Raw genomic sequence first — 25,488 nt, 5'->3', positions numbered from 1 at the left:
GCCGGATGGTTTACGTGCCGCCGTATTGGGCACACCGCTCGGTGAATACAGGCAACGAGCCCCTGATATCCTTTTGTGTCTATCCGGGCGACGCAGGCCATAACTACGGCGATATCGAAACGGAAGGGTTCCCCAAACGGATCTATAGCCGGGGGAACGAAGTAGCCATCATCTGACCACCGCCTGTGATGAATAAAATATTGGTAACGCCGAGGAGCATCACGGCCGCTGGATGGCACCCCGCTTTGGAGCGGCTGAAGGCCTCCGGCTATGATGTGGTATTGTCGCAAGCCGGCGTGTTGCCCAGCGAAGCCGAACTCTGTCGTTTGTTGCCGGGTTGCATAGGCTATTTGGCAGGGGTGGAGAAAATCTCAAGTGCCGTATTACAGTCGGCTCGCGACCTCAGGGTCATTTCGCGGAACGGGGTTGGCACCGACGGCATCGACCTGGATGCCGCGCGGCAGTTGGCGATCAAGGTACTCAACGCTCCGGGTAGCAACGCCCGCGGTGTAGCGGAGTTGGCCATGGCATTTATTTTTTCGGCCGCCCGCTCCATTTCTTTTTCAGACAGTGCGATCAAGGACGAACGGTGGACCCGCCGGATGGGAGCTGAACTGAAGGGGAAAACGTTGGGAATCGTTGGCTGTGGGCGGATAGGCAAGGAATTGGCGCTGATGGCGCTGGCCATCGGCATGAACGTGGTGGCGTTCGAACCCGTGGCGCCAGGTTTCTTTACCTATGACGACCGCTTTTCCTACGCGCCCCTGGATGCGGTGGTTTCCGGTTCGGATTTCATCAGCCTCCATTGTCCGCCAGCGGCCGACGGGAGGCCCATGGTCGATCGGCGGTTTTTGTCGCGGATGAAGCCGGGCGCAACGCTCATCAATACGGCCCGCGGTGAACTTGTGGGGGAGGGCGACGTGTTGGCGGCCCTGGCCGTGGGAACACTGGGGGCCTATGCGACCGATGTTTTCGTCGAAGAGCCGCCTTTCTCGTCGCCGTTATTCCGCCATGAACAGGTGATCTGTACGGCCCATATCGGTGGATATACCGCCGAAAGCGTCGATCGGGCGATGGAAGATGCCGTGAACAACATCCTGCAAAATCTTTAGCGATGAATCATACAGAACTCATTAATCAGTTGGGGGCTTGCCGGGTGGTGCCGGTGATTTCCCTGCCGCATGCGGAGAGTGCCTCCCGGTTGGCTGAGGTGTTGGTGGAGGGCGGCTTGCCGGTTGCCGAGATTACCTTCCGGACCACGGTTGCCGCTGCGGCCATTACCGCCATGAGAAAAGCCAGTAAGCCCTTATTGGTTGGCGCGGGTACGTTGCTAAACGTAGATGATGTAAAAAAGGCGATCGATGCCGGTGCCCAGTTCGGCGTGGCGCCGGGGCTTAACACCGGGGTGGTGGAGGAGGCGTTGAAACTCGGCTTCCCTTTCTGCCCGGGTGTCATGACACCGTCGGATGTGGAGCGGGGACTGTCATTGGGATTGCGTATGCTCAAGTTTTTCCCGGCGGAACCCGCTGGGGGCGTACCGATGCTGAGGAGTATCATTGCGCCCTACAAACATACGGGCGTGCGTTTTATGCCCACCGGTGGGATCTCGGCCGTGCAGGCCATGGAATACCTGTCTATTCCGGAGGTGGTGGCCGTGGGGGGCTCGTGGGTCGCTTCGAGTGCCGATATCAAGAACGAAAACTGGAACGCCATTCTTCAGCATTGCAAGGCGGTAGCGGAAATGGACCTATGACGGTTTCCTATCAATGGTTGGGGCAGGCCGGTTTCCTTTTCGAGCGGGATGGGGTACGGATCATCATTGACCCGTACCTTTCCGACTCGCTGGCGGAGAAGTACCGCGGAACGCGGTTCCCACACCAGCGCATGGCGCCACCACCCATACGGGCCGACGAGTTGGACGCCATCGACTGGGTATTGTGCACGCATCAGCATACCGACCACATGGACGCCCAAACGCTGCTTCCCATTCACCAGCGGAATGCGGATTGCCGGTTTTTGGTGCCGCGGGCCTGGGAAAGCAAGGTGCGGGAGATGGGCATTTCCAGCGACCGGATCCATACGGTCGACGCCGGCGAGTCGATGCAATTGACCGGCGGCATCGCGCTGACAGCTATTCCGGCCGCCCACGAGGAAATGAGGTTTACCGACGCGGGCTACAGTTGGTTCCTGGGATATATCATCCGCTTTCAAAATACCGCGTTATACCATAGTGGCGATTGCATTCCGTATGAGGGCCTTCGCGAGCGGTTGGTTAAATTTGAGATCGATACGGCATTCCTGCCGGTCAATGGGCGTGATGCTACGCGACAGGAAAACGGTATCCCGGGGAACTTCACCCCCCACGAAGCGGCAAACCTTTGTATCGATGCCGGGATACCTACACTGGTTTGCCACCATTTCAACATGTTTGATTTCAATACGGTTCATCCACGCGAACTTGAATCGATGAAAGCCCGGTTGGAAGGCCAGCTTCACGTCGTTATTCCCGAACTATCTATCGGTTGACCGTTCTTTGAATGAAGCGACGTGAGTTCCACGGAGACAATTGGTGGGATTTTGAGTGGTAGGCGCCCCGTTTTTCGGAGAGAAACCGTTTCTTTGCAGGAAGCGCATCACATGCGTTAGTTATTAACGACGATTATTGAAATCATGAAGACCATATGTTTGTCCCTCGCCGTGCTCCTTGCCATTGTCTCCGGTTGCACGAACAATCGGCCCGCTGACGAAGCCGGTGCCATCACCATCGTTAACCCTGTATTGCCGGGTGACCACCCCGACCCGACGGTCATCAAGATTGGCGACACCTACTGGGCGTCGGCCACGTCCAACGAATGGGGCCCGTTGTTTCCCATCTACAAGTCGACGGACCTGGTCAACTGGGAGCAGGTATCCTACGCGTTTGCCGATCTGCCCGAATGGGCCCGCAATAACTTCTGGGCACCCGAACTGGCGTATGACGAAGCACAGGGTAAGGTTTATCTTTACTACACGGCACGCGACAGGTCGACAGGACGCTTGGCGGTGGCGGTAGCCAGTGCGCCCACGCCCGAAGGCCCATATACCGACCATGGTCCGCTGGTGAGCCAGGAGCTGGGATCCATTGACGGGTATGAGGTGAAAGACGACGATGGTAAAATCTACCTGCTTTGGAAAGAGGATGGCAACAGCAAAGGCCAACCCACGCCGATGTGGGCACAGGAAATAAACCCCGGGCGCACGGCCTTGGTGGGCGAGAAGCATGAGCTATTTACCAACGACCAGGAGTGGGAGGGGCAGCTGGTGGAGGGCATCAGCGTATTCCGCCATAACGACTACTACTATGCTACCTATTCTGCGGGCGCGTGCTGCGAAGTTACCTGCAATTACAAAACGGGCGTGGCGCGGGCCAAACAGCTTCTGGGGCCTTGGGAGAAGTATGATCGGAACCCGGTGCTGGTAGACAACGACGATTGGAAGTGCGCTGGCCACGGCACGGTGGTGAAGCACGGTGCAGACTTCTACTACCTCTACCACGCCTATAACCAAGCAGGAAGCGTGTATGTGGGCCGGGAAGGTGTGCTGGAAAAGATAAACTGGACGGACGATGGCTGGCCCGTATTCGCCAATGATGCCCGTTACGACCGCAAAGCATCGTCAACCGATTATACCGACCGGTTTAACACGATGGCCCAGGTGTGGCGGTGGCGCGTGAACCAGCCGGTAGATGCCTCGGTGGGCAGTGAAGGTTTGTTGCTTACCGCTTCGCACGGCAACGACGGCATCGGTTCGTTGTTGGTGCAACCCATCACCTCCATCAACTATGAGGTGACGGCGCGGGTGGCGGTGGAGACCACCGACGGGCAGACAGGTGCCTCCCTCACCATGGTGGGCGGGGCCAACAACGGGTTTGGGGCACCTATCGCCGGCGTCGGCATCGGTGTTTTCGGCAGCACGGTGAAGGTTTGGCGTATGGCCAAGGACGATGAGCAGGTGCTGCAGGCACATGACCTAGCCGCCGATCAAGACACGGTGGTGCTGAAGATGGCTGTTTCCGACGGCCACGTGGTCGATTTTTCCTGGCAGGAAGCAGGCGAGTGGAAGACCGCACTGGATGCCTACGACGCAGGGCCACTGGTGCCGTGGGGCATGGGTTTCCGCGTGGGGCTGGCCGCAAAAGGCAACGGAGGCCAGGTCCGGGTGGCGCAATTCGCCATCAAGAACCACTGATTGGGTAGCGCCAGGCAATCTTATTTGACGCTGAGCAGGTATTCCATCAGTGCGCCGAAATCGTCTTCCGATAGGGTATGCCGGAACTGGTCGGGCATCAACGTATACGGAGAGGGCGTGTAGGAAGCCATGTCTTTTTTGGCGACGTTGAATTCCTTACCGCTGATGTCTGCGAAAACCATGACCTCCCCTTCGGTCCGCCGGTAGAGCCCCGATAGTTTTTTGCCATTATGGAGGGTAATGTTATAGGTACGGAACGATTCCGAGATGTTCCTGTTCGGATCGAGCACCTTTTCGGTCAGCGCCCGTACACCCCAATTGCCGATGCCATCGAGCTGGGGTCCGATGAGGCTCCCCTTGCCACCAATCTGGTGGCAGATGGCACAGTTGGTTTCAAATAGCGCCTGTCCTTTCCCTACGCGCTGACCGGTTGCTTCGAAGCGCGCAATCCGGTCTTCGATCAGCTGCTTACGCGCTGCCCGTTCGTCTTCGCCCTGCGCCAATAGGTGCTGGATGCGTGTGCGCTGGCTGGCATGGGCATTCGCGTCCAACAGTTCCTTCACCTTGAACTCGGCGAGCAGATCGGTAGGGATGTGCTTGTTGTCTACGGCCCCCAGCAAATGGTCTATCCCTGCCGGCGAGGCGGCCAGGGCGGCGGTTGCCGCCAACTGGACAGGCCGTGCACTGCCCTCCATACCCTGTGCGAGGTATTGCAGGGCTTCGGTTTCCTGCTGCTGCGCCAAGAGGGGTGCCAGCCGCTCCCGTAGCCATGCCGGTTCGGCCTTATTGGCAAAAAGGGTGCCCAGCAGTTCCACGTCGCCCTTTTGGGGCATCGTGGTCAATGCCCCCGCGGCCGCCAGCCGCGTATTGGGATTTACCCACGTTGCCTGTAATAGCTGTACCAGGCGACCATGCAACTCTGCCAGGTGTAGGGTGCCGGCAATCTCGGCCGCCCGCTGCCGTTGCTCGTCGATGTCCGAGGGGGTATAGGGGGGCATCGTCACCACCGCAGGTTCTAGCTTTCCGATGCCGATGGAACCGGTTTCCGAGCTATCCACCACTTCGAGGTAGCCCATCTTGCCCTCGTGCCCATGCAGGTGCAATGTGGTTGATTTAATGAGGTCGGCGAATTCCATCGGGGTGTGCGATGGCTGCTCCATGCGGTACTCGGCCACCGGCCGATGGTCGTCAGCCAGCCGTATGCGTACCACATTTTTGGAAGTGCCCACTTTTTCCTCCGAGTTGTGCACGTCGTTGTCAAACACGTTCATGCGCAGCTCGGCGGGCAGCTTAAACGGTTTCGTATACAAGGTGGCGCGGGGCTTATAGCCGTTTCGCTCGCTTAGGTAAATCCGGAAAGCGGGCGCTACGTTCGTCAGGAACGCATCAGAGACCACCCAGGGACTAAAGTCCTCCATCCGATGATCTTGGGGGTTACTCTTCCAGCTATCACTGTCTATCGGTACGGCATCGAGGAAATGGCGGGCAAGTTGCGTGCCCCATGCCCGGAGCTCGGTGGGTGCCGCCACGCCCCGCTGGGCTACCCCCTCCTGGATGTTCAGGAAGAGCGAAAGCTGGGCCGGCTTATCGTTGGCGAACTTTTCGGTGATGAGGGGTACCACTTGTGCGAGCTGCGCGGCACGCGCGTACCTTCCCACGAATGCCAGGTTTTTCTGCAACCTATCGAGTGGCAGGTCGTGGTGGAGCAGGTAATCGAGCACAAATGTAGCTGCTGCCGGTGCTTCCACATCGCGCATGGCCAAGGCAAGGGTAGCCCGTTCGGCTTCATTCCATTCCATGCGTGAGACCTGCTCGGCCACTCCTTTTCCCCGCAGGTTGTTGCGGATGGCCAGCAGTGCCGTGTATTTCAGGTGGGTGTCTTCGGCGGGGCAGTGGGTGTATAAGGTGAGCAGTGGCGCGACATGCGTGGCATCTGGAAAGTGATTGAGCACTTCGGCCGCGGTACGCTGGATAAAAGGGTCGTCTGCGGACAGCGCGGCCAGCACGGAGCCATGCTGCCCATCGGTAAGTGCGTCGGAATCTGCCAGGATACGCAAGGCATGCTGGCGCACGATGCCATCGCGATGGCCTAAGGCTGCCGCCAGCGTCGGTTCCGGAAGGCGTTGCAGGCGATGCAGTACCCATAGTGCATGGATGTAGCCGGTAGGGGCCGAATCGGTGGACGATACCCGTTCGAGCATGGCCTCCACGGCCTGCCCGGCAAAGACATCGACCAACCGGTCGGCGATCTTCAGGCGTATGGATAGGTGTGGGTGGTCGAGCCCGGCCACCAGTTCGGCGATGCTAGCTGTGGCCCAATTCCGTACCGGCACCGTGCCCCGGTCTTTGCCCGTGTACGTTATTTTCCATATACGGCCGCTTAATCGGTCGCGGCCCGGGTGGTCCAGGGCTACTTCATAGTGGCCGATGATCCGGTTATAGAAATCGGCTATGTACAATGATCCATCCGGCCCGGTTTTGATGTCTACCGGGCGGAACCAAGGGTCATCACTGGTTAAAAAGGGTTCTTCCTTTTTAGCGATGGGCGTGGTGCCTTGGTAGGTAACCGTATTGCGATCGATGCGACAGGTCACGACATCGCCTGTGTAGAAGCTGTTCCGGTAGGCCTCGGGGAACTGTTGGTCGGTATAGTGGACCAATCCCGCCAGTGCAGTGGAGCCCAGCTCGTAACTCATCATTTCGGGTGCGTAGCCAATGGCGGGGTCCTTGCGTCCCCATTGGGGATAGTCGCCGCCCGGTATGAGCTGGAATATCGGTTTGCTATGGCAGTCTACGGAATACAGGTACCCACGTTCGTCTAATGCCGAACCGAACGGATTGATGCGTCCGTTGGTGGTCTGTTCCACGCGGCTGCCATCCAGGCGGAAGCGGAACGTGTTGCCCGAGACCATCGTAATGGAATCGCCATCCGTGCCGGCCACGGTGGAAACATTGGTAAAGCCGTGGCAGGCATGGATCCACCCGTCATACCCCCTGATAAAATTATTGACCATACCGTGGGTATCATTGAACCCGAAAGGCCCGACCAGTACGTCCTTTTTTTCCGCTTTACCGTCGTTATCCGCGTCCCGGAAACGGTAGATATGGGGAATGCTGAAGCCCACGGCCCCATCGGCCACGGGCATGATGCCAATCGGTATATTCAACTGGTCATCGAAATGCGTAAAAACATCTGCTTTGCCGTCACCGTCGCTGTCTTCCAAGATGGTGATCCGGTCTTTCCCGGCCCCCGGGCCGGCCGCAACGGGGTATTCCGATGATTGCGTAACCCACAACCTTCCTTGGTCATCAAACTCCATGTTGATCGGTTTGGAAATGTCTGGCTCGGAAGCAAACAAGGTTATTTCAAAACCCGGCGGAAGCTTGAATCCCGCCATTTCTGCCTCCGGCTCTTGAAATGCGGTGGTCCTCACGTGATCGGCAAACTTGTCGCCGGATGTTTCCTTGCTGGGGTTGCCACAGCCCAATGGCAATAGGCAGGCGCTGCACAGGCCGATACGCCATAACGCCGTTCTATAAATCGATATACCTTTGTCTTCAACCATGTTTATGAGCAGGTTTTTAATCGGAATTGATGGGATGCAAACGGATCCGGTAGCCAAAAATAGGTAATCGTCAAAAAAAGGCAACCCGTACCGTCCTGACCTGGCCGTTGGCTGGATATCCTTCAATAAATATATTTACGCAATCGATTGATTAAAGATAAAAACACTATTTTTGCCGGCGTTGATTTTAGGAAACGTTAATTAAAATGCGACACTATGTGTGGAATCGTTGGCTATACAGGCCGCAAGCAAGCCTATCCCATCCTCATAGAGGGACTGAAAAAGTTGGAATACCGTGGTTACGACAGTGCCGGTGTGGCGTTGCATACCGGAAACCACCTGGCCGTGTACAAGAAGCAGGGCATGGTGGCGGCACTGGAAGCGTTTGCTGGTGAAACCCCCACCCGCTCCACGACCGGCATAGGCCACACCCGCTGGGCTACCCATGGCGAGCCATCCGACCGCAATGCCCACCCGCACCTTTCCAAATCGGGCAAGATGGCGATGATCCACAATGGTATCATCGAAAATTATGCGCAACTCAAGGATGAGCTGCTCAAAAAGGGCTATTCCTTCAGCAGCGATACCGACTCGGAGGTGCTGCTTAACTTTATCGAAGACATCAAGCTGAATAACGCCTGCTCGCTGGAAGAGGCTGTGCGGATTGCACTCAAAAGGGTGTCGGGTGCGTATGTGATCCTCCTTATCGAAACAGAACAGCCTGAAACCATCATCGCTGCCCGGAAGGGGAGCCCGCTTGTGATCGGTGTGGGCAAAGACGAACATTTCCTGGGCTCGGATGCCTCGCCCATGTTGGCCTATACCAAAGAGGTGGTGTACATCAACGATTATGAGCTGGCGATTGTACGTCCTGACGAATTGATATTGAAAAACCTGGGCAACGAACGGATCACGCCCTTTGTGCAGGAGCTCGACCTCGAACTGGCGGCGATAGAAAAGGGTAACTTTGAGCATTTCATGCTGAAGGAAATCCACGAGCAGCCCACCACCATCCGCGACTCGCTGCGCGGCAGGCTCAACGCTGCGGAGGGTTACATTACGCTGAGCGGACTGGATAAGATTGCCGATAAGCTGCGCGAAGCCAACCGCATTGTCATCGTGGCTTGCGGCACGAGCTGGCATGCGGGGCTGCTGGGCGAATACCTCATCGAGGAACTTTGCCGCCTGAACGTGGAGGTCGAATATGCTTCGGAATACCGCTACCGCAATCCGATTGTGTCGTCGAAAGACGTAATCCTTGCCATTTCACAAAGTGGCGAGACGGCCGATACATTGGTTGCGCTCGAAAATGCGAAGGCGCAGGGCGCCACCATCTTTGGTATCGTCAACGTGGTTGGCTCATCCATCGCACGGATTACCGACGCGGGGGCTTATACCCATGCGGGGCCCGAAATCGGCGTGGCCAGCACGAAGGCGTTCACCGCCCAGTTGGCGGTATTGCAGCTGGTTGCCCTGAAGTTGGCGGAAATCCGTGGTACGCTCTCCAACGGCCTGTTCCGCACGTTGCTAAACGAGCTGGACGCGGTGCCGGACAAGGTGGAGTGGATTATTGAGCATCAACTGGAAAATATCAAAAATATAGCCCAGCGGTACCAAGACGCCCAAAGTTTCCTGTTCCTGGGGCGGGGTTACAACTTTCCCATCGCCCTGGAAGGGGCGCTGAAGCTGAAGGAAATCTCGTATATCCATGCGGAGGGATACCCCGCGGCGGAGATGAAACATGGGCCCATTGCGTTGGTAGACGACCAATTGCCGGTGGTGTTCGTAGCTACGCGCGATGCATACCACGAAAAAATCGTAAGCAACATCCAGGAAATCAACGCCCGCAAGGGCAATGTGCTGGCCGTGGTATCGGAAGGTGATAACTCGGTGGCCGGCCTCGCCCAGGCGGTGATGGTGGTGCCGGAGGCACATGAGGTGATTGCGCCGCTTCTTTCCGTGATCCCTTTGCAGCTGCTATCGTACTACATCGGCGTGGCCCGTGGGCTCGATGTGGATAAGCCACGGAACCTGGCGAAGTCGGTAACGGTGGAGTAAAAGACGGTCAGCCGTGCTTTACCCAGACCAACCTGCTGAGGTCGTAGTCGGCCCGTCGGGCGATTTCCAGGAATTCTTTTTTTACCCCTTCGGGTAGGTCCGTGGTGCGCGATAATATCCAAATATAATCGGTGTTTTTCCCCATCACGAGGGCATATTCATAATCGCCTTTGATGGCTACGACATTGTAGGGCGAATAGAAGGGCCCGAAAAAGGATACTTTTAGCCGACCTTCGTTCGGTTTGCCGGCCAATTTGGCTTTGCCGTTGGCCACCTTGCGCCGCTTCCTTATGTAGTCGTAGCCTGAATTGGTTACGCTGACGGTGCCATCGTCGTTCAATGCGTAATGCGCCCGGGTGTTTTTGAGGTTTTTTTCGAAACGGAAATCAAACCGTGCCAGTTCGTACCAGTCACCGAGGTAGCGATTGAGGTCGAAATCCGTTACTACGCTCACGCCTTTCGGCTTCGATTGGCCATACCCACTTAATGCGAGGGCCGTTGCGCCGCCAACGAGGCCCACCGCAGCCCATATATATCGTTTGTCCATGTAGCGCCAACAATCGGCCGGGCGATTTGTTCAGCTCCCGCAGGCGTCCGTTATCCGTTCCGCCAGTGTAACCATCGCCTCTTCGGCCGGCTGGTTCCGGTTGGTGAGCAGGATGATGCTGAACCGCCGCGAAGGGATGCGGTAGAACACGTTGCGGAAGCTGGTACTGCTCCCGGTGTGGTAAACCACCTGCTCACCATGCTGGTTTCTCTTGAGGTGCCAGCCATGGCCGTAATGCACCGTATCGCCGTTGGCCAGTTGGTGGTACGCAAACGACTGCGCGATGAGGTGCCTCGGCAGCACGGTGCCGGCGTATAACGCTTGATCCCACTTAAACAAGTCGTCGAGGCTGCTATAGATGCCGCCATCGCCTAACACAGCGCTGGTGGAACTCTGGTCGCGGCGCTCCCATACCCCGTTGTGCTTTGCATATCCGTATGCCCGACCGGCCACGGTGGTCGTACCCGCTTCGTGGGCCACGGTGGCATCCATGCCCAGTGGGCTGAAGATGTGCTGCCGCAAGTAATCGCCATAGGACTGGCCGCTGTATTTCTCGACCAGCAGTGCCAGCAGTGCGTAGGCCGAATTGCTGTACCGGTATTGGGTGCCCGGAGCGAAATAGCCACGGTCGAGCCGCATGAGGATGTCGAGCACGCCTTGGTCTTTGATCTGCGGGTGGAACGCGGTGTCTGCCACATAATCCTCATAGTCCGGAATGCCCGACGTATGGGAGAGGAGGTGCGCAACGGTGACGTCGCCGCCGTAGGCCGGGAAACCGGGGAACGCCTGGGTAAGCGGGGTATGCAGGGTAAGCTTACCGGCATCGATGAGCTGCAGGATACATGTGGCTGTAAACTGTTTACTCACGGAAGCTAGGCGGAAGTTGGTAGCGGCGGTTACCTGTTCGCCGCGCTCGCGGTTGGCATAGCCATAGCACCGCTCGAACACCACCGCGCCGTCTTTGATGATAAGCAGGGCGGCGCCCGGGTTGTCCGCTTGATAGGCTGCCATGATGCGGTCGATCGCGACGGTGTCCTGGGCGGCTGCCGGTTGCATGGAAATGCACGAAGCCAGCAATGGAGCGAGTAGGATGGTATATAATTGCATGGTATGGTAAATGTAGTTAAAGTTGCGTCGAAATACAAACGAAAATGGTATAGCGTATGGTTGGCTACTTATAGCGCATCCGGTATTCCCGTGGGCTGATTTCCATCTCGTGCGCAAATGCCTTGGAAAAATGGAAGGCGTCATAATAGCCCAGTTTGAACGCGATTTCTTTGATTTTTAAGTCGGTAAACTGCAATAATGAGCACGCCCGCTGGATCTTCAGCTGGTTGTAATATTCGATGGGGGAAAAAGATGTCCTTTGTTTGAATAGGGTACCGAAATAGGTGGGCGAGTAGTTGACTGAACCGGCAATCTCCGCCAATGTGAGCCTGTCTTCCAAATGGTCTTTCATATAGGCGATGCTGGTGTTTACGATATCCTGCCCGTCGGTGACCGACAACCGGTTGAATTGCGGGAGGTACATGAAAGACGCGAGGAAATGCCGGAGGCAAACGCTGCTGTATTCGAGGTTATCCTGTAGGTAACCGTTGCTGAGGTTCTGGAAGATGGATTCGAAAAGCTCAACGCGGAAGCCATGGTTGTTTTCGGGACCGGCCTCCGTATTGAGTACTTTACGGGTAATGGGGGTATAGTGCTTTACATGCCTGCCGGTAAAATGGATCCAATAGATGCTCCATGGGAATTGCTTGTCTGCCGCATAGACATGCGGGGTGGCGGCGGGGATGATTAACGCATGCTTTTTCGAAAGGTTGAACTCGTCGTCGGCTACCCGGATCCAACCTTTGCCTTCTTCACAGTAAATAATGATATATTCGGGTGCACCGATTTTCCGGTCGCGGAAATGGAACTTGGCATGTGGATAATAGCCGATATGCGTAACGTATAGGTTTTCGGTTAGCATGTTCGTCGCTTGGAAGGTACGGATGCTATAGGGCAGCACGATTGCTTTTTCGCCCTTGAACCCATCAGCTATTTTTTCCATATATTTTCGTAATTGCGAGCTTGTGTCACCTGTATGTGTGCTCAAACGGCGTTTGGGTCACGCTGAGGATCGAATGGGTAAATTTAATTAAATAATTGTAAATAAGTGATGTATATTTTGAAAGAAACCCAGCCTGTCGATCGTGCAGCGGCTTCAACCGTTAGCAAAAAAAGACTAACCAAGTCTATCTATAGTTAAATATTACATGTTTTTCGACGGATTGTACATTTTTTGCAGGATATGCAACACCTACTTTTGCTGCATACCAACTAAGTTATGAGGAAAACGCACCTTGCATATACCCTGATGGTTTCTCTGGTTGCTGCCATTGGCGGGTTTCTATTCGGTTACGATTGGGTAGTCATCGGGGGCGCGAAGCCATTTTACGAGGTCTACTTCGGCATTGCGGATGCGCCGTTGACGCAAGGGTGGGTGATGGGCAGCGCAATCATTGGTTGCATCGTTGGCGTGGTCATATCCGGTTCTTTTTCCGATCGTTTCGGAAGGAGGCCGCTGATGCTGGCCGCGTCCGTCGTTTTTTTACTATCGGCCATCGGTACGGGCATGGCGAACACGTTGTTTACGTTGATCGGTTACCGGTTGCTCGGTGGCGTGGGCATCGGTATCGCTTCGGCGCTTGCCCCCCTGTATATCGCCGAAATCGTCCCTGCACGGTCGCGGGGCATTTACGTTTCGATCAACCAGCTTACCATCGTATTGGGTATCCTGGCGGCACAGGTGGTAAATTGGCTCATTGCCGATCCAGTGGTGCCAGTGGGCGACTTAACGCGTTCGTGGAACGTGAACGAAGGGTGGCGGTGGATGTTTTGGGCCTGTGCGGCACCCGCACTATTGTATCTCATCCTGTTGGTCTTCATTCCCGAAAGCCCACGGTGGCTCATGTTACACGGGAAATACGACCGGGCACAAGCTATATTCGGCCGGATTGGCGGCACGGCGTATGCCGAACAAACCGTCCGGAATGCCCAGCGGACCGCGCCCGCCAGGGAGGAGCGCATCGCCTGGCGGTATTTCTTCGCGCCGCGCGTACGGAAAATACTGCTCATCGGGATCGTCATCGCTGCGTTCCAACAGTGGTGCGGCATCAACGTGATTTTCAACTATGCCCAGGAGGTGTTTGCCGCCGCGGGTTACGGCGTGTCCGATATCCTGTTCAATATTGTCATTACCGGGGCCACCAACGTTGTCTTTACAATGGTGGGTATGTATGCCGTAGACCGGATTGGGCGGCGCACGCTGATGGTGGGTGGATCATTGGGCCTTGCCTGCATCTATGGTTTGATGGGCTTTTGTTATTATTACGAGGCATCAGGCATATTCGTGCTGGCCCTGGTCATTGCGGCCATCGCTTGCTACGCGATGACATTGGCACCCGTAACGTGGGTGGTGCTCTCGGAAATTTTCCCCAACCGTATACGCGGCCGGGCAATGGCTGTTGCTACATTTTCACTATGGGTAGCGTGCTTTATCCTCACCTATAGCTTTCCCTTGTTGAACACGGCTTTGGGTGCTTACGGCACCTTCTGGCTGTACGGAGTAGTGTGCCTGTTGGGGTTCCTCTTCATCAAGATGCAGCTGCCCGAAACCAAGGGACAGACATTGGAAGAAATTGAACAGCGACTTACCGGGTATCGCCCGCGATAGATTAGATAATGACAGACGATTTGAAGAATAGCCTGACGGCTGCTACGGTGCGGGGTAATACGGTGAACGCATGGCAGGAAACCATCCGGTTGCCCACATACGAAGTGGGAGAAGCGGAAAAATATCCGATGTTTCTGGAAAAACGGGTATATCAAGGGAGTTCCGGTGTGGTTTATCCTTATCCGGTGATCGAGCGGATAGCAGATGAAAAGGTAAGTAAACCTTACACGGCGGTATTTATTGAAAACAAATACCTTAAGGTGATGGTGTTGCCCGAACTCGGGGGGCGCATCCAGATGGCCTACGATAAAATGAACAAGCGCCATTTCGTCTATTACAACCAAGTAATCAAGCCGGCGCTGGTAGGGCTCACCGGCCCCTGGATTTCGGGGGGCATCGAATTCAATTGGCCCCAGCACCACCGCCCCAGCACGTTCCTGCCCACGGACTACCGCATTGAAGAACATGAAGATGGCAGCAAAACCGTGTGGTGCAATGAGGTGGAACGGATGTTCCGGACCAAGGGCATGCATGGGTTCACCTTGTATCCTGAAAAGGCCTACATCGAAGTGAAAGCGGCCGTATATAACCGTACGGCATTTCCGCAGACGTTTCTGTGGTGGGCCAACCCGGCCATTGCGGCCGGCGAACATTACCGGTCGGTATTCCCCCCGGATGTGCATGCCGTGTTTGACCACGGCAAGCGCGATGTGTCGACGTTCCCTATCGCCACGGGGTTTTATTACAAACAGGATTACACCGCCGGGGTGGATATTTCGCGGTATAAGAACATACCGGTACCCACCTCCTATATGGCGATCAAATCTGACTATGATTTTATCGGTGGCTACGATGACCGCGAACGGGCGGGGTTGTTGCACGTGGCCAACCACCATATCTCGCCGGGGAAGAAGCAATGGACCTGGGGGTGCGGCGATTTCGGGAAAGCATGGGACCGCAACCTCACTGACGAAGACGGTCCTTACATTGAGCTGATGACGGGTGTGTATACCGATAACCAGCCCGACTTTGCCTGGCTCCAACCCTATGAAGAGAAAAGCTGGGTACAATATTTCATGCCATATACCGGGGTGGGCAATGTGAAACAGGCCACCAAAGACGTTGCGGTAAACCTCCAGCTGGCCGATGGCAAAGCGACGGTAATGGTCTACACTACGGCGCACCACGAGCACCTCCGGTTGACGCTGACCGCCATGGATGGCGCGTCGCTTTTTGATAAAACAATGGCGTGTGGCCCTGCCGCACCGGTAATCGTGGAAATCGCGGTGGGGCAACGGCTGGCCACTGCCTTGAAGCTGGTGGTGGCGGATGCGGCTGGCAGGATACTCCTGACCTTTACCGAACGGCCGCTGCAAGACCTACCTACGCCCGCCGCGGCGACGGCACCGGGGCAGCCGGAACAGGTGGATTCGGTGGAAGAGCTTTACCTTATCGGGCTGCACCTCGAACAATACCGGCACGCCACCTACAATCCGCTGGATTACTATTTCGAGGCGTTAAAGCGTGAGCCGGGCGACGTGCGATGTAACCATGCCGTGGGGCTGTTGCTGACCCGTAGGGCCAAATTCGCCGAAGCGGAGCCTTATTTCCGAACAGCGATTGCTACCCTGACCCGCCGGAACCCCAATCCGCTTTTCGGCGAACCTTACTACCATTTGGGGTGGTGCCTCGCATTGCAGGGCAAGGAGGAGGAGGCTTATGGTGCCTACTATAAAGCGATCTGGAATGAGGCGTGGCGCAGTCCCGGATATTATGCGCTGGCGCTGTTGGATTGCCTTACGGGCAACTGGGCAACAGCATTGGGCCATGTTGAGCATAGCTTGGTGCATAATTGGCACCACCACAAAGCCCGCCAGCTCAAGGCCTCCATCCTAAGGAAAATGGGCCGGCACGCCGACGCTGCGCGGTGGATTACGGAATCGCTCGAAATAGACCCTTTCAACATGGGTTGCCTATTTGAGAAATACCTGTTGGTGGGCGAAGCGGCCATGCTCGCGGAAATGAAGGCTGGTTTCCGCCGTAGTGTACATGACGCGATCGAATACGCATTGGATTTTGTGGGCGCAGGGTTATATATGGAGGCCCGGCAGCTGCTGGAAACCTGGGGTGGCGATAGTGCCACATATCCCATGACCTGCTATCTGTTGGGCTACATCGCAGCGAAAATGGGACAGGCCGACCAGGCCACCGAATGGTTTGAAAAGGCCGGTAGGGTACCAGCCGATTGGTGTTTCCCCAACCGGATCGAAGAGGTGGGGGTACTTGAAACGGCTATCAAACATATTCCCGGAGATGCGAAAGCGCATTACTATTTGGGTAATTTCTGGTATGCCAACCGCCAATATGACGATGCGATGGCCATGTGGGAGCGCTCGGCGGCGTTGGATGGCTCGTCTCCCATCGTACTACGCAACCTGGCCATAGCCCATTACAACAAACGGGGCGACAAACAGCGCGCCGTGGAATTGATGGAGGTGGCATTTTCGTGCGATGAAAATGATGCGCGGTTATTCATGGAACTCGACCAGCTCCATAAGAAGATGAATGCACCTTACGAAGAACGGTACAAGCGTCTTGCGGCCTACCTCCACTTGGTGCACCAGCGGGACGACCTGTATGTGGAGTGGGTAACATTACACAACCAACTGGGGCTATTTGGGAAAGCGAAAGAATTGATTGATGACCGAAGGTTCCATCCGTGGGAGGGGGGAGAAGGGAAAATCACCGGACAGTATGTTCGTTGCCGGTTAGGGTTAGCACGCCAGGCGATCGCGGCAAAGGATTTCAGCGGGGCACTCGTATTGCTCAATGAAACGGACGCCTTCCCCGAGAACCTCGGTGAAGGGAAGCTGGCTACGGCGGTGGAAAACGATATCCATTATTTCAAGGGGGTGGCCCACCGGGGGCTGGGTGACCAGGAAGGGGCGGAACAATTTTTCCGCCAAGCTACGCAAGGTGAAGCCGAGCCGGTACAAGCCTTTTTCTACAACGATCCGCAACCCGATCAATTTTTCTTCAGCGGTATGGCTTGGCGCGCACTCGGGGATGAGCATCGGGCGCGGTCGTACTTCCACCGGTTGATTGCGCACGGCAAAAAGCACCTGGACGATGACTGCCGCATCGATTACTTTGCGGTATCGCTGCCTGACCTGGCGATTTGGGAAGAGGACCTGAATGTGCGCAACACCGCGCACTGTTACTATGTGATGGCTTTGGGGCATTCAGGTCTGGGCGAAGAGGCGAAGGCGCAGGCATATTACAGTGCTGCGCGTGCAGCCGATTTAAACAAGTATATGTATATGCATTCCACTAATTAAATAAATTATGAACCGAAAAATGAAAAACCTGATGAAGAAGATACCGCTTCTTTGTCTAGCAATCGTACATCTTATAGGAGGAAGTGCGATGGCACAGGAAGGAAGCGTGGTCAACGGACTCGTGGTAAGTGCCACGGACGGCACCCCCTTGGCTGGCGTATCCGTGCGCGTAAAGGATGGAGCCGCCGCGAGCAGTACCGATGAGGCGGGCCGGTTTGCCATTAAGGCGGCCGGGGATGCCACACTGGTGTTTTCCTATGTGGGCTATGCCACCAAAGAAGTGTCGATTTCCGGCAATTTCCTGAATGTGACACTGGAAGCCGAGCATCAAGGGCTCGATGAGGTAGTGGTAGTGGGCTACGGTACCCAGAAGAAGGAGAACCTCACGGGTGCGGTATCGACCATCAATTCGGAAATGCTCAATGCGCGTCCGGTATCCAACACGGCCCAAGCGCTGCAAGGTGCGGCACCCGGCCTGAACATTACCCAAAGCGGAGCGTTGGGAGGCAGTTTGGAAAACCGGCCAAGCATCAACGTGCGGGGCATCGGAACCATCGGCCAAGGGTCTAGCGGTGCGCCGCTCATCTTGATCGACGGCATGGAAGGCGACATCAACGCCATCAGCCCGCAGGATATCGACAACATCTCCGTACTGAAAGATGCCGCGGCATCTTCGATCTATGGCTCCCGGGCGCCCTTCGGTGTGATCCTGGTCACCACCAAGTCGGGCAAGGCCGGCGGGGTGGTTGTACAGGCGAATGCCAATTACCGTTCCAGCAGCCCGCTATTGCTCCCCGAGATGATGGATTCGTATACGTTCGTGCACTACCTCAACGATGCCCGCCTGAATTCGGCACAGGGCGTCTTTTTCACCGAGGAGCGGATACAACGGATACGCGATTACATGGATGGGAAGATAGCCACCACGTTGGTGCCCCGGCCGGGCCAGGAGAATATCTGGGGCGACGGCTATTTCGAAGGGAACGATAATGTGGACTGGTATAAGGCGATATACCGATCGAGCGCACCTTCGCAAGAATATGCGCTGAGTGCCAGCGGCGGTACGGACAAGGTGACTTACTACGTGGCGGGCAATTACCTTGACCAGACGGGTCTGATGCGCTTCGGTGGCGATAACTACGGCCGTTACAATACCACCGGCCGGATCAACGGTATGTTGTCCGATAAAACATCGCTCACCTACATCATCCGTTATAGCCGCGAGGAGTTTGAACGGCCCAGCTACATGACCAATTCGCTCAACCAGAACATCGGGCGCCAAGGCTGGCCGGTGCTGCCCCTCTACGACAACAACGGATACCTCTACGATAGCCCATCGCCGGCATTGAGCCTGCGTGATGGCGGCCGCGGTGCGCGGCAGACGGACCGCCTGGCGCAGCAGCTGAAACTGACGGTAGAACCGTTGGCGGGCTGGAAAGTGATGGGCGATATCAATTACAGCACCACGGATGTATTTTACCACTGGGATTTGCAGCGGACCTATAACTACGATGTAAGTGGCCAACCGTACCCAGCGTTGACCGCGTCGGAAGTTCACGAGGAAGCCGGCCGTGAGAATTACTTGAACACCAATGTCTACACCGAATACGCACGTTCTTTCGGGGAACACCACGTGAAGGCGTTGGTAGGCACCCAGGCCGAGCTGATGCAAACCCGAGGCCTGATGGCAGAGCGCCAAGGCATCATTGTTCCTTCCATGCCGGTAATCGACGGTACGTCTGGCAATGATCCCAACGGGAAGCCCGTACCACCCGAAGTTTCGGGTGCCAACCAGCATTGGTCTACCCAGGGCTATTTTGGCCGGATAAACTACAACTACGACGAACGGTACCTGATTGAGGGTAATCTCCGCTACGACGGATCGTCACGGTTCCGCCAGGATAAGCGCTGGATTTATTCGCCCTCGGTTTCTGCGGGGTGGAATATATCGAATGAGCATTTTTGGTCGCCGATGCAACGGTATGTCAATGTGATGAAAATAAGGGGGTCATATGGCGAACTGAGTAACCAAAATACGGAAGATTGGTACCCGACCTATGTGGTGATGCCCATTAATAGTTCAAATGGTACGTGGTTAGTGAACGGCGCGCGGCCGAATACCGCTTCAGCGCCGGGGCTTATCAGCTCAACCCTTTCGTGGGAACAGGTCCGTACATGGAATTTGGGCGCCGATTTGGGGTTTTTGGGCAACCGCCTGAACGCGACGGTTGACTACTACACGCGGTATACCGATAACATGATCGGGCCGGCACCGGAGCTACCCGTGAACCTCGGAACGGCGGTGCCGATCACCAATAATACCGACCTAAAAACGACGGGCATCGAGCTGGAAGTGGGTTGGAACGACCGATTGGCCAACGGGCTGGGTTACCATGCACGCCTAATGATGGCCGACTCGCGAACCAAAATCACACGGTATCCTAATCCGACAGGAAAGCTGGATACCTACCTAGCCGGCCGTATGGCGGGCGAGATATGGGGCTACCGCACCGTAGGCATTGCCAAAACCCAGGAGGAGATGGATGCGCACCTGGCCGGCCTGCCGAATGGTGGCCAAAACCCGCTGGGCAGCAACTGGCAGGCCGGCGATTTGATGTTTGCCGACCTCAACGGCGATGGGCTGATCAATAACGGATCTAACACCATTGGTGACCATGGCGACCTTAGGGTAATCGGAAACAACTCCCCCCGGTACCTTACGTCGCTCGATTTGGGCGCCAACTTCAAAGGAATAGACTTGCGTGTGTTTTTCCAGGCCGTGCTGAAACGCGATTATTTTAACAACAATATTTATTTCTGGGGAACGGCGGCCTCGGTATGGAACACGGTGGGCTTGAAATCGCAAGCGGATTATTTCCGTGACGACCCGGACCATCCATTAGGGCTGAACGTCGACGCCTATTATCCCCGGCCACTGCTGAGCGATAAAAACCATCACGCGCAAACGGGCTATCTGCAGGATGCTTCCTATATCCGGCTGAAAAACCTCCAGGTCGGCTATACACTCCCTACACAACTCACCCAGAAAGTAGGTATCCAGCGCTTGCGGGTTTATTTCTCGGGCGAAAATATCTGGACCATTACCAAGATGGCCGAGATGTTCGATCCCGAGACCGTAGACGGAGGGTGGGAAGGAAACGCCTATCCGCTATCTAAGGTATATGCTTTTGGTCTCAATTTAACCCTGTAAAATGAATGCTATGAATCGGCTTAAGATAAAATCAATGATGCTGGCGGGTGTAGCCATGCTGGCACTTCACGCGTGTAATAAAACGTTCCTCGAACGGGAGCCGCTATCTGACGTTACCCCGGAAAATTACCTGGTGGAAGAATCACAGCTGGCGGCCTACGCTATCAACCGGTACGGTACGTTAACGATATTCGAGCATTTTAACAAAGATATGCACACGGATGTACAGGCGGGGCGGACCTATGACAACCGGTTTGTGCCCGGCGAATGGAAAGTGGGCCAAAGCGGCGGTGAGTGGTCGTTTACCGAGATTTTCCAGTGCAACTACTTCCTGCAAACGGTGGTGCCCCGTTTCGAAGCTGGCGAGATTGCTGGAAATGCAAGCACGATAGGCCATTATATCGGCGAGATGTATTTCCTACGGGCTTGGAATTATTTCCAGAAGCTCCAATCGCTGGGCGATTTCCCGATCATTAAGACCACACTGCCCGACCAGATGGATGTATTGAGGGAAGCAAGCAAGCGGATGCCCCAAACCGAGGTTGCCCGTTTTATCCTATCGGACCTCGATTCGGCCATTATGTTGATGAACGACGTGGCGCCCGATGGGAATAAGAACCGGCTGTCGAAAGCGTGCGCGCAATTGCTGAAGTCGCGCGTGGCCCTCTATGAAGGGACCTTCCTGAAATATTTCAGCGGCACCGCGTTCGTGCCCAACGGACCGGATTGGCCGGGCAAAAGCAAGGAATATAACGCATCGTACAACTTCCCATCGGGGAGCATCGAGGGGGAAATCGAATTCTTTCTGACACAGGCGATGGAGGCGGCAAAAGCCGTGGCCGACGCGGTGCCGCTGGTGGCCAATACCATGACGGCGCGGGCTGAAACCAGCAACGAGGCGTTTGCGTTGGCCAGTGAGGCCAATCCCTTTGCGCAGATGTTTAGCGAAACCGACTTGTCAGGCTACAGCGAAGTGTTGTTGTGGCGCGATTATGACCTCGGGCTCGGGATAATGAACTCCATCCCTAACGGTATCCAGGAACACAACGGATGGGGATATACCCGTGGTTACATAAACCGCTTTGTGATGGCAAACGGCCTACCCATCTATGCCTCGGGATCGGGCTATGCGGGCGATGACTACATCGAAGATGTGCGGAGAGATCGGGATGGCCGCCTGTGGCTCTTCCTCGCCCAGCCGGGGCAGATCAATATTTTGCATCCTTCGCCTTTAGGTACACACGCGACACCGATTGTGATTATTCCGGATATCCTCAATCTGCTCGGCAATCACGACAACCCGACGGGCTATATTGCTCGTAAGGGCTGCGTATATGACGGCGCGCAGCACGGCAACGGCCGCGGCGATGTGGGGAGTATCGTATTCCGGGCTGCGGAGGCATATCTCAACTACTTGGAAGCGTGTTACGAGAAGAATGGAAGCCTGGACGGTACGGCGCGGCTGTATTGGCAGCAAATCCGTCAACGGGCAGGCGTGGATACCGGTTTCCAGAAAACCATCGACGCCACTGACCTAACCATCGAGGCAACAAACGACTGGGCAGTGTATTCGGCCGGGCAGCCCGTAGATAAGGTGCTGTACAACATCCGCCGGGAACGGAGCTGCGAATTGATGGGCGAGGGATTGCGTTACATGGACTTGCGCCGGTGGCGGGCCATGGACCAGTTGATAGACCAGCCCTACCACGTAGAAGGCTTTAAATTGTGGGGGCCCATGCAGGAATGGTACGATGCGGATATGCTGACTTACGGCATCGGCGACCGGAGCGCCGTATCCGATCCGGCATTGAGCCCCTACCTGCGCATACACCAAAAAACGACCACCTCGTTGGCATACAATGGGTACCGCTGGACGATGGCCCATTATTTCAATGCCATAGCCATCCAACATTTTTTAATCACTTCCGATGGCAATGACGTAAATTCATCACCGATATACCAGAACCCGGGATGGCCCACCGAAGCCAATGCGGGACCAATCGGTTTTTAAATGCGGGCTAGCCATCGGGAGGCATCCGATGGACCGCTGAATATGAAAGAGCAGACGATGAAAAACAAAAAAGATTTCAGAAAGGTAACACGCCTACGCGATGTGTTTGCCCTATTGCTGATGGGCTTGGTATTTCACGCTTGGGGCTGTAAGACGAATGCTGTGCGGACCGATGGCGCCATTGGGCTGGACGGAACATGGCGCTTTGCAATAGACTCCAGTGACCGGGGCGTGGATGACCGTTGGTATGAAACCGAATTGGATGACCAAGTGAAACTCCCGGGCTCGATGACCACCAACGGGAAGGGGTTTGAGGTAAGTATCAATACACCGTGGACAGGCAGCATCATGGATTCGACCTGGTTTACCGATGACGCGTACGCTCCTTACAGGCAGCCAGGCAACATCAAAATACCTTATTGGTTACAGCCCGACAAATACTATAAAGGAGCGGCATGGTACCAACGGGAGATAACCATACCCGACACCGGATTTGAGGGAGGCGCGGAGCTTTTCCTGGAGCGGGCGCACTGGGAAACGCGCGTATGGATCGACGGTAACGAGGTCGGCATGCGGAATAGCTTGGGTACACCACATCGGTTTGATATCAGCCGATATGCTACACCGGGCAAGCACACGCTGTCTATCCGCGTGGACAACCGTGTGAAGGACATCAATGTGGGCATCAACTCGCATAGCATCTCCGACCATACGCAAAGCAATTGGAACGGGTTGGTAGGTGAACTAGCGATTTACCCGTTGCGGGCGACGGCAATTACGGATATGCAGCTTTTCCCCGACATCGACGCACATCAGGTGAAGGCAAAGCTGCATATCCGCCACGGCGGAACGGGGGGGGCGCCGGCTACCGTAAAGGTGAGCGCCATTGAAAAGGGCACGGGAAAGCGGCTCGCAACGGTAGAGCAGGCTGTTGTGCTGGCGGGAGATACCACTGCGGTTGAAGTAGCGTATGATATGGGAGATGATTTTACCATGTGGGACGAGTTCAACCCGTTTCTGTATGAAATGGAAGCCGTGCTGGTGACGGAGGGGACCGCCGAAACCGCAGTTTACGCGCCGTTCGGTATGCGTAACATCGCTGTGGTCGACGGCCAGATTCAGGTGAATGGGCGGCCGGTGTTTTTCCGTGGTACGCTCGAGAGCTGCATCTTTCCCGAAACGGGATACCCCCCCACTGCGGTGGCCGAATGGGCGCATATCTTCACCACCATCAAGGATTATGGCCTGAACCATGTCCGTTTCCACTCGTGGTGCCCGCCGGAGGCGGCTTTCCTGGCCGCGGATAGCTTGGGGGTATATTTGCAAGTGGAAAGCAGCTCATGGGCCAACCAAGGCGCTACATTGGGCGATGGCAAGCCGTTGGACGATTATATCTATGAAGAAACACGGCGTATGCTACAGGCCTACGGCAACCACCCCTCTTTTGTGCTCATGGCGTACGGAAACGAGCCCTCGGGCAAAAACCACGTGGCTTTCCTTACCGAATATGTGAAGCATTGGCGGGCCCAGGACGGCAGGCGCCTGTATACCACCGCGGCGGGTTGGCCCGCGATACCCGAAAACGACTTCAACAACATCCCCGACCCCCGGATACAGGGGTGGGGCGAAGGGCTTAATTCAATCATTAACGGACAGCCGCCGGCAACCGATTACGACTGGCGCGAGGATATTGCACGATACACCATTCCCACCATCAGCCACGAAATTGGACAATGGTGCGTGTACCCTGATTTTAAGGAGATCGATCGGTACACTGGTGTGATGAAAGCCAAGAATTTTGAGATATTCAGGGATCGGTTGAATACGAACGGCATGGGCGATTTGGCGGAAGATTTCCTAATGGCATCGGGAAAGCTCCAGGTGTTGTGCTACAAGGCCGACATCGAAGCAGCTTTCCGCACACCGGGCTTCGGCGGGTTCCAACTGCTCGATTTGCACGATTTCCCCGGCCAGGGCACGGCCCTGGTGGGCGTGCTTAACCCGTTTTGGGAAGAAAAGGGTTATGTGGATGGGGCTGAATTCAGCCAATTTACCAATGCCACGGTGCCGCTGGCCCGATTCCCCAAGATGGTTTACCTAAACAGTGAGCGGTTGGAAGTACCCGTGGAAGCCGCTCACTATGGGAAGGCGCCCATAACCGGCGCCGACGCATCGTGGCGCATCGTTGATGCGGAGGGAGACACCGTGGCCAGTGGCGCTTTCGGATCGATAGACCTGCCTTTCGGTAACAACATTCCGGTGGGGGAGGTGAGCTGGACATTGGAAACCGTCGAAGCGGCGGCTCAACTGACCTTGGAAGTGTCTATCGCCAATTACCGCAACCAGTGGGACTTCTTCGTGTATCCCGATGAAAAATACCGCTACGACGAAGGGATTTACATCACGGATAGGCTGGATGGTAAAGCGACTGCGCTGTTGGCCGAGGGAGGATCAGTGCTTTTGTCGCTTCGGAAATCGACACTACGGAAGGAAAAAGGCGGCGAAGTCGCCGTAGGGTTCTCCAGCATTTTCTGGAATACCGCTTGGACCCGTGGCCAGCCGCCCCATACATTGGGCATCCTGTGCGATCCGGAACATCCGGCACTCAGGGCATTCCCAACCGAATACCATAGCAATTGGCAATGGTGGGATGCCATGACCTACTCGAATGCCATCAATTTGCAGGCCGTGGACCAACGGTTGCAGCCGATTGTGCGTGTAATCGACGATTGGGTAACGGCACGGCCACTGGCGTTGGCATTTGAGTGTAACATTGGCAAAGGCCGATTGATGGTAACAGGCATCGATTTCCATC

General features: G+C 55.8%; 15 protein-coding genes. 11 read left to right on the top strand and 4 right to left on the bottom strand.

Annotated elements, in window-relative coordinates; all coding sequences use genetic code 11:
- Window positions 1-5 precede the first annotated feature (5 nt).
- The 5 genes from ACO1NT_RS17730 to ACO1NT_RS17710 all read left to right on the top strand — a co-directional run bounded on the left by ACO1NT_RS17730 (window position 6) and on the right by ACO1NT_RS17710 (window position 4,227).
- Window positions 6-176 carry a glucose-6-phosphate isomerase family protein gene (locus tag ACO1NT_RS17730; protein ID WP_449050078.1) on the top strand — a complete coding sequence of 57 codons (171 nt, stop codon included), beginning with the start codon at window positions 6-8 and terminating at the stop codon, window positions 174-176.
- Window positions 177-188: 12 nt separating this feature from the next.
- Entirely contained in the window at window positions 189-1,112 is a 924-nt protein-coding gene (locus ACO1NT_RS17725) for a phosphoglycerate dehydrogenase (RefSeq protein WP_449050077.1), read from the top strand.
- Between the two features lie 2 nt (window positions 1,113-1,114).
- Window positions 1,115-1,753: a bifunctional 4-hydroxy-2-oxoglutarate aldolase/2-dehydro-3-deoxy-phosphogluconate aldolase gene (gene eda / locus ACO1NT_RS17720; protein ID WP_449050076.1), complete on the top strand. Its 639-nt coding sequence runs from the start codon at window positions 1,115-1,117 to the stop codon at window positions 1,751-1,753.
- Window positions 1,750-2,526 (top strand): MBL fold metallo-hydrolase, encoded by a 777-nt coding sequence (locus tag ACO1NT_RS17715; protein WP_449050075.1) that lies wholly within the window; start codon window positions 1,750-1,752, stop codon window positions 2,524-2,526. Before eda ends, ACO1NT_RS17715 begins: the two co-directional genes overlap by 4 nt.
- Window positions 2,527-2,670: 144 nt before the next feature.
- A complete protein-coding gene (locus tag ACO1NT_RS17710; protein WP_449050074.1) occupies window positions 2,671-4,227 on the top strand; it encodes a glycoside hydrolase family 43 protein in 1,557 nt (518 codons plus the stop codon).
- 20 nt (window positions 4,228-4,247) lie between these two features.
- Here ACO1NT_RS17710 and ACO1NT_RS17705 read toward each other — a convergent pair whose 3' ends face one another.
- Window positions 4,248-7,793 (bottom strand): PVC-type heme-binding CxxCH protein, encoded by a 3,546-nt coding sequence (locus ACO1NT_RS17705; RefSeq protein WP_449050073.1) that lies wholly within the window; start codon window positions 7,791-7,793, stop codon window positions 4,248-4,250.
- Between the two features lie 216 nt (window positions 7,794-8,009).
- Between ACO1NT_RS17705 and glmS the strand changes: the two genes are divergently transcribed.
- Complete coding sequence (glmS, locus tag ACO1NT_RS17700; protein WP_449050072.1) at window positions 8,010-9,851, top strand: glutamine--fructose-6-phosphate transaminase (isomerizing); 1,842 nt, start codon at window positions 8,010-8,012, stop codon at window positions 9,849-9,851.
- Between the two features lie 7 nt (window positions 9,852-9,858).
- Here glmS and ACO1NT_RS17695 read toward each other — a convergent pair whose 3' ends face one another.
- From ACO1NT_RS17695 to ACO1NT_RS17685, 3 genes are all read right to left on the bottom strand, one after another.
- Entirely contained in the window at window positions 9,859-10,398 is a 540-nt protein-coding gene (locus ACO1NT_RS17695; protein WP_449050071.1) for a lipocalin family protein, read from the bottom strand.
- Between the two features lie 30 nt (window positions 10,399-10,428).
- A complete protein-coding gene (locus ACO1NT_RS17690) occupies window positions 10,429-11,505 on the bottom strand; it encodes a serine hydrolase domain-containing protein (RefSeq protein WP_449050070.1) in 1,077 nt (358 codons plus the stop codon).
- Between the two features lie 64 nt (window positions 11,506-11,569).
- Window positions 11,570-12,448 (bottom strand): AraC family transcriptional regulator, encoded by an 879-nt coding sequence (locus ACO1NT_RS17685; protein WP_449050069.1) that lies wholly within the window; start codon window positions 12,446-12,448, stop codon window positions 11,570-11,572.
- 276 nt (window positions 12,449-12,724) lie between these two features.
- Between ACO1NT_RS17685 and ACO1NT_RS17680 the strand changes: the two genes are divergently transcribed.
- The 5 genes from ACO1NT_RS17680 to ACO1NT_RS17660 all read left to right on the top strand — a co-directional run.
- The gene (locus tag ACO1NT_RS17680; RefSeq protein WP_449050068.1) at window positions 12,725-14,113 is read left to right on the top strand and encodes a sugar porter family MFS transporter; all 1,389 of its coding nucleotides are present in this window, start codon (window positions 12,725-12,727) and stop codon (window positions 14,111-14,113) included.
- 8 nt (window positions 14,114-14,121) lie between these two features.
- Window positions 14,122-17,451: a DUF5107 domain-containing protein gene (locus tag ACO1NT_RS17675; protein ID WP_449050067.1), complete on the top strand. Its 3,330-nt coding sequence runs from the start codon at window positions 14,122-14,124 to the stop codon at window positions 17,449-17,451.
- 7 nt (window positions 17,452-17,458) lie between these two features.
- Window positions 17,459-20,662: a SusC/RagA family TonB-linked outer membrane protein gene (locus ACO1NT_RS17670; protein ID WP_449050066.1), complete on the top strand. Its 3,204-nt coding sequence runs from the start codon at window positions 17,459-17,461 to the stop codon at window positions 20,660-20,662.
- A 10-nt stretch (window positions 20,663-20,672) separates the two neighbouring features.
- Window positions 20,673-22,673, top strand: coding sequence for a RagB/SusD family nutrient uptake outer membrane protein (locus ACO1NT_RS17665; protein ID WP_449050065.1), 2,001 nt, complete (start codon window positions 20,673-20,675; stop codon window positions 22,671-22,673).
- A gap of 57 nt (window positions 22,674-22,730) precedes the next feature.
- Window positions 22,731-25,488: sugar-binding domain-containing protein (locus ACO1NT_RS17660; protein ID WP_449050064.1), on the top strand; the 2,758-nt coding region annotated here is incomplete at its 3' end.

It is taken from the genome of Parapedobacter sp. (assembly GCF_053550995.1).
Note: the sequence above shows the minus strand (reverse complement) of the source record. Positions and strands in the feature narration are given on the sequence as shown.

What these genes read in the sequence shown, in the direction of transcription:
- ACO1NT_RS17730 (WP_449050078.1), top strand. Translation starts at nt 6, where the DNA reads ATGGTTTACGTGCCGCCGTATTGGGCACACCGCTCGGTGAATACAGGC.
- ACO1NT_RS17725 (WP_449050077.1), top strand. Translation starts at nt 189, where the DNA reads ATGAATAAAATATTGGTAACGCCGAGGAGCATCACGGCCGCTGGATGG.
- eda (WP_449050076.1), top strand. Translation starts at nt 1,115, where the DNA reads ATGAATCATACAGAACTCATTAATCAGTTGGGGGCTTGCCGGGTGGTG.
- ACO1NT_RS17715 (WP_449050075.1), top strand. Translation starts at nt 1,750, where the DNA reads ATGACGGTTTCCTATCAATGGTTGGGGCAGGCCGGTTTCCTTTTCGAG.
- ACO1NT_RS17710 (WP_449050074.1), top strand. Translation starts at nt 2,671, where the DNA reads ATGAAGACCATATGTTTGTCCCTCGCCGTGCTCCTTGCCATTGTCTCC.
- ACO1NT_RS17705 (WP_449050073.1), bottom strand. Translation starts at nt 7,793, where the DNA reads ATGGTTGAAGACAAAGGTATATCGATTTATAGAACGGCGTTATGGCGT.
- glmS (WP_449050072.1), top strand. Translation starts at nt 8,010, where the DNA reads ATGTGTGGAATCGTTGGCTATACAGGCCGCAAGCAAGCCTATCCCATC.
- ACO1NT_RS17695 (WP_449050071.1), bottom strand. Translation starts at nt 10,398, where the DNA reads ATGGACAAACGATATATATGGGCTGCGGTGGGCCTCGTTGGCGGCGCA.
- ACO1NT_RS17690 (WP_449050070.1), bottom strand. Translation starts at nt 11,505, where the DNA reads ATGCAATTATATACCATCCTACTCGCTCCATTGCTGGCTTCGTGCATT.
- ACO1NT_RS17685 (WP_449050069.1), bottom strand. Translation starts at nt 12,448, where the DNA reads ATGGAAAAAATAGCTGATGGGTTCAAGGGCGAAAAAGCAATCGTGCTG.
- ACO1NT_RS17680 (WP_449050068.1), top strand. Translation starts at nt 12,725, where the DNA reads ATGAGGAAAACGCACCTTGCATATACCCTGATGGTTTCTCTGGTTGCT.
- ACO1NT_RS17675 (WP_449050067.1), top strand. Translation starts at nt 14,122, where the DNA reads ATGACAGACGATTTGAAGAATAGCCTGACGGCTGCTACGGTGCGGGGT.
- ACO1NT_RS17670 (WP_449050066.1), top strand. Translation starts at nt 17,459, where the DNA reads ATGAACCGAAAAATGAAAAACCTGATGAAGAAGATACCGCTTCTTTGT.
- ACO1NT_RS17665 (WP_449050065.1), top strand. Translation starts at nt 20,673, where the DNA reads ATGAATCGGCTTAAGATAAAATCAATGATGCTGGCGGGTGTAGCCATG.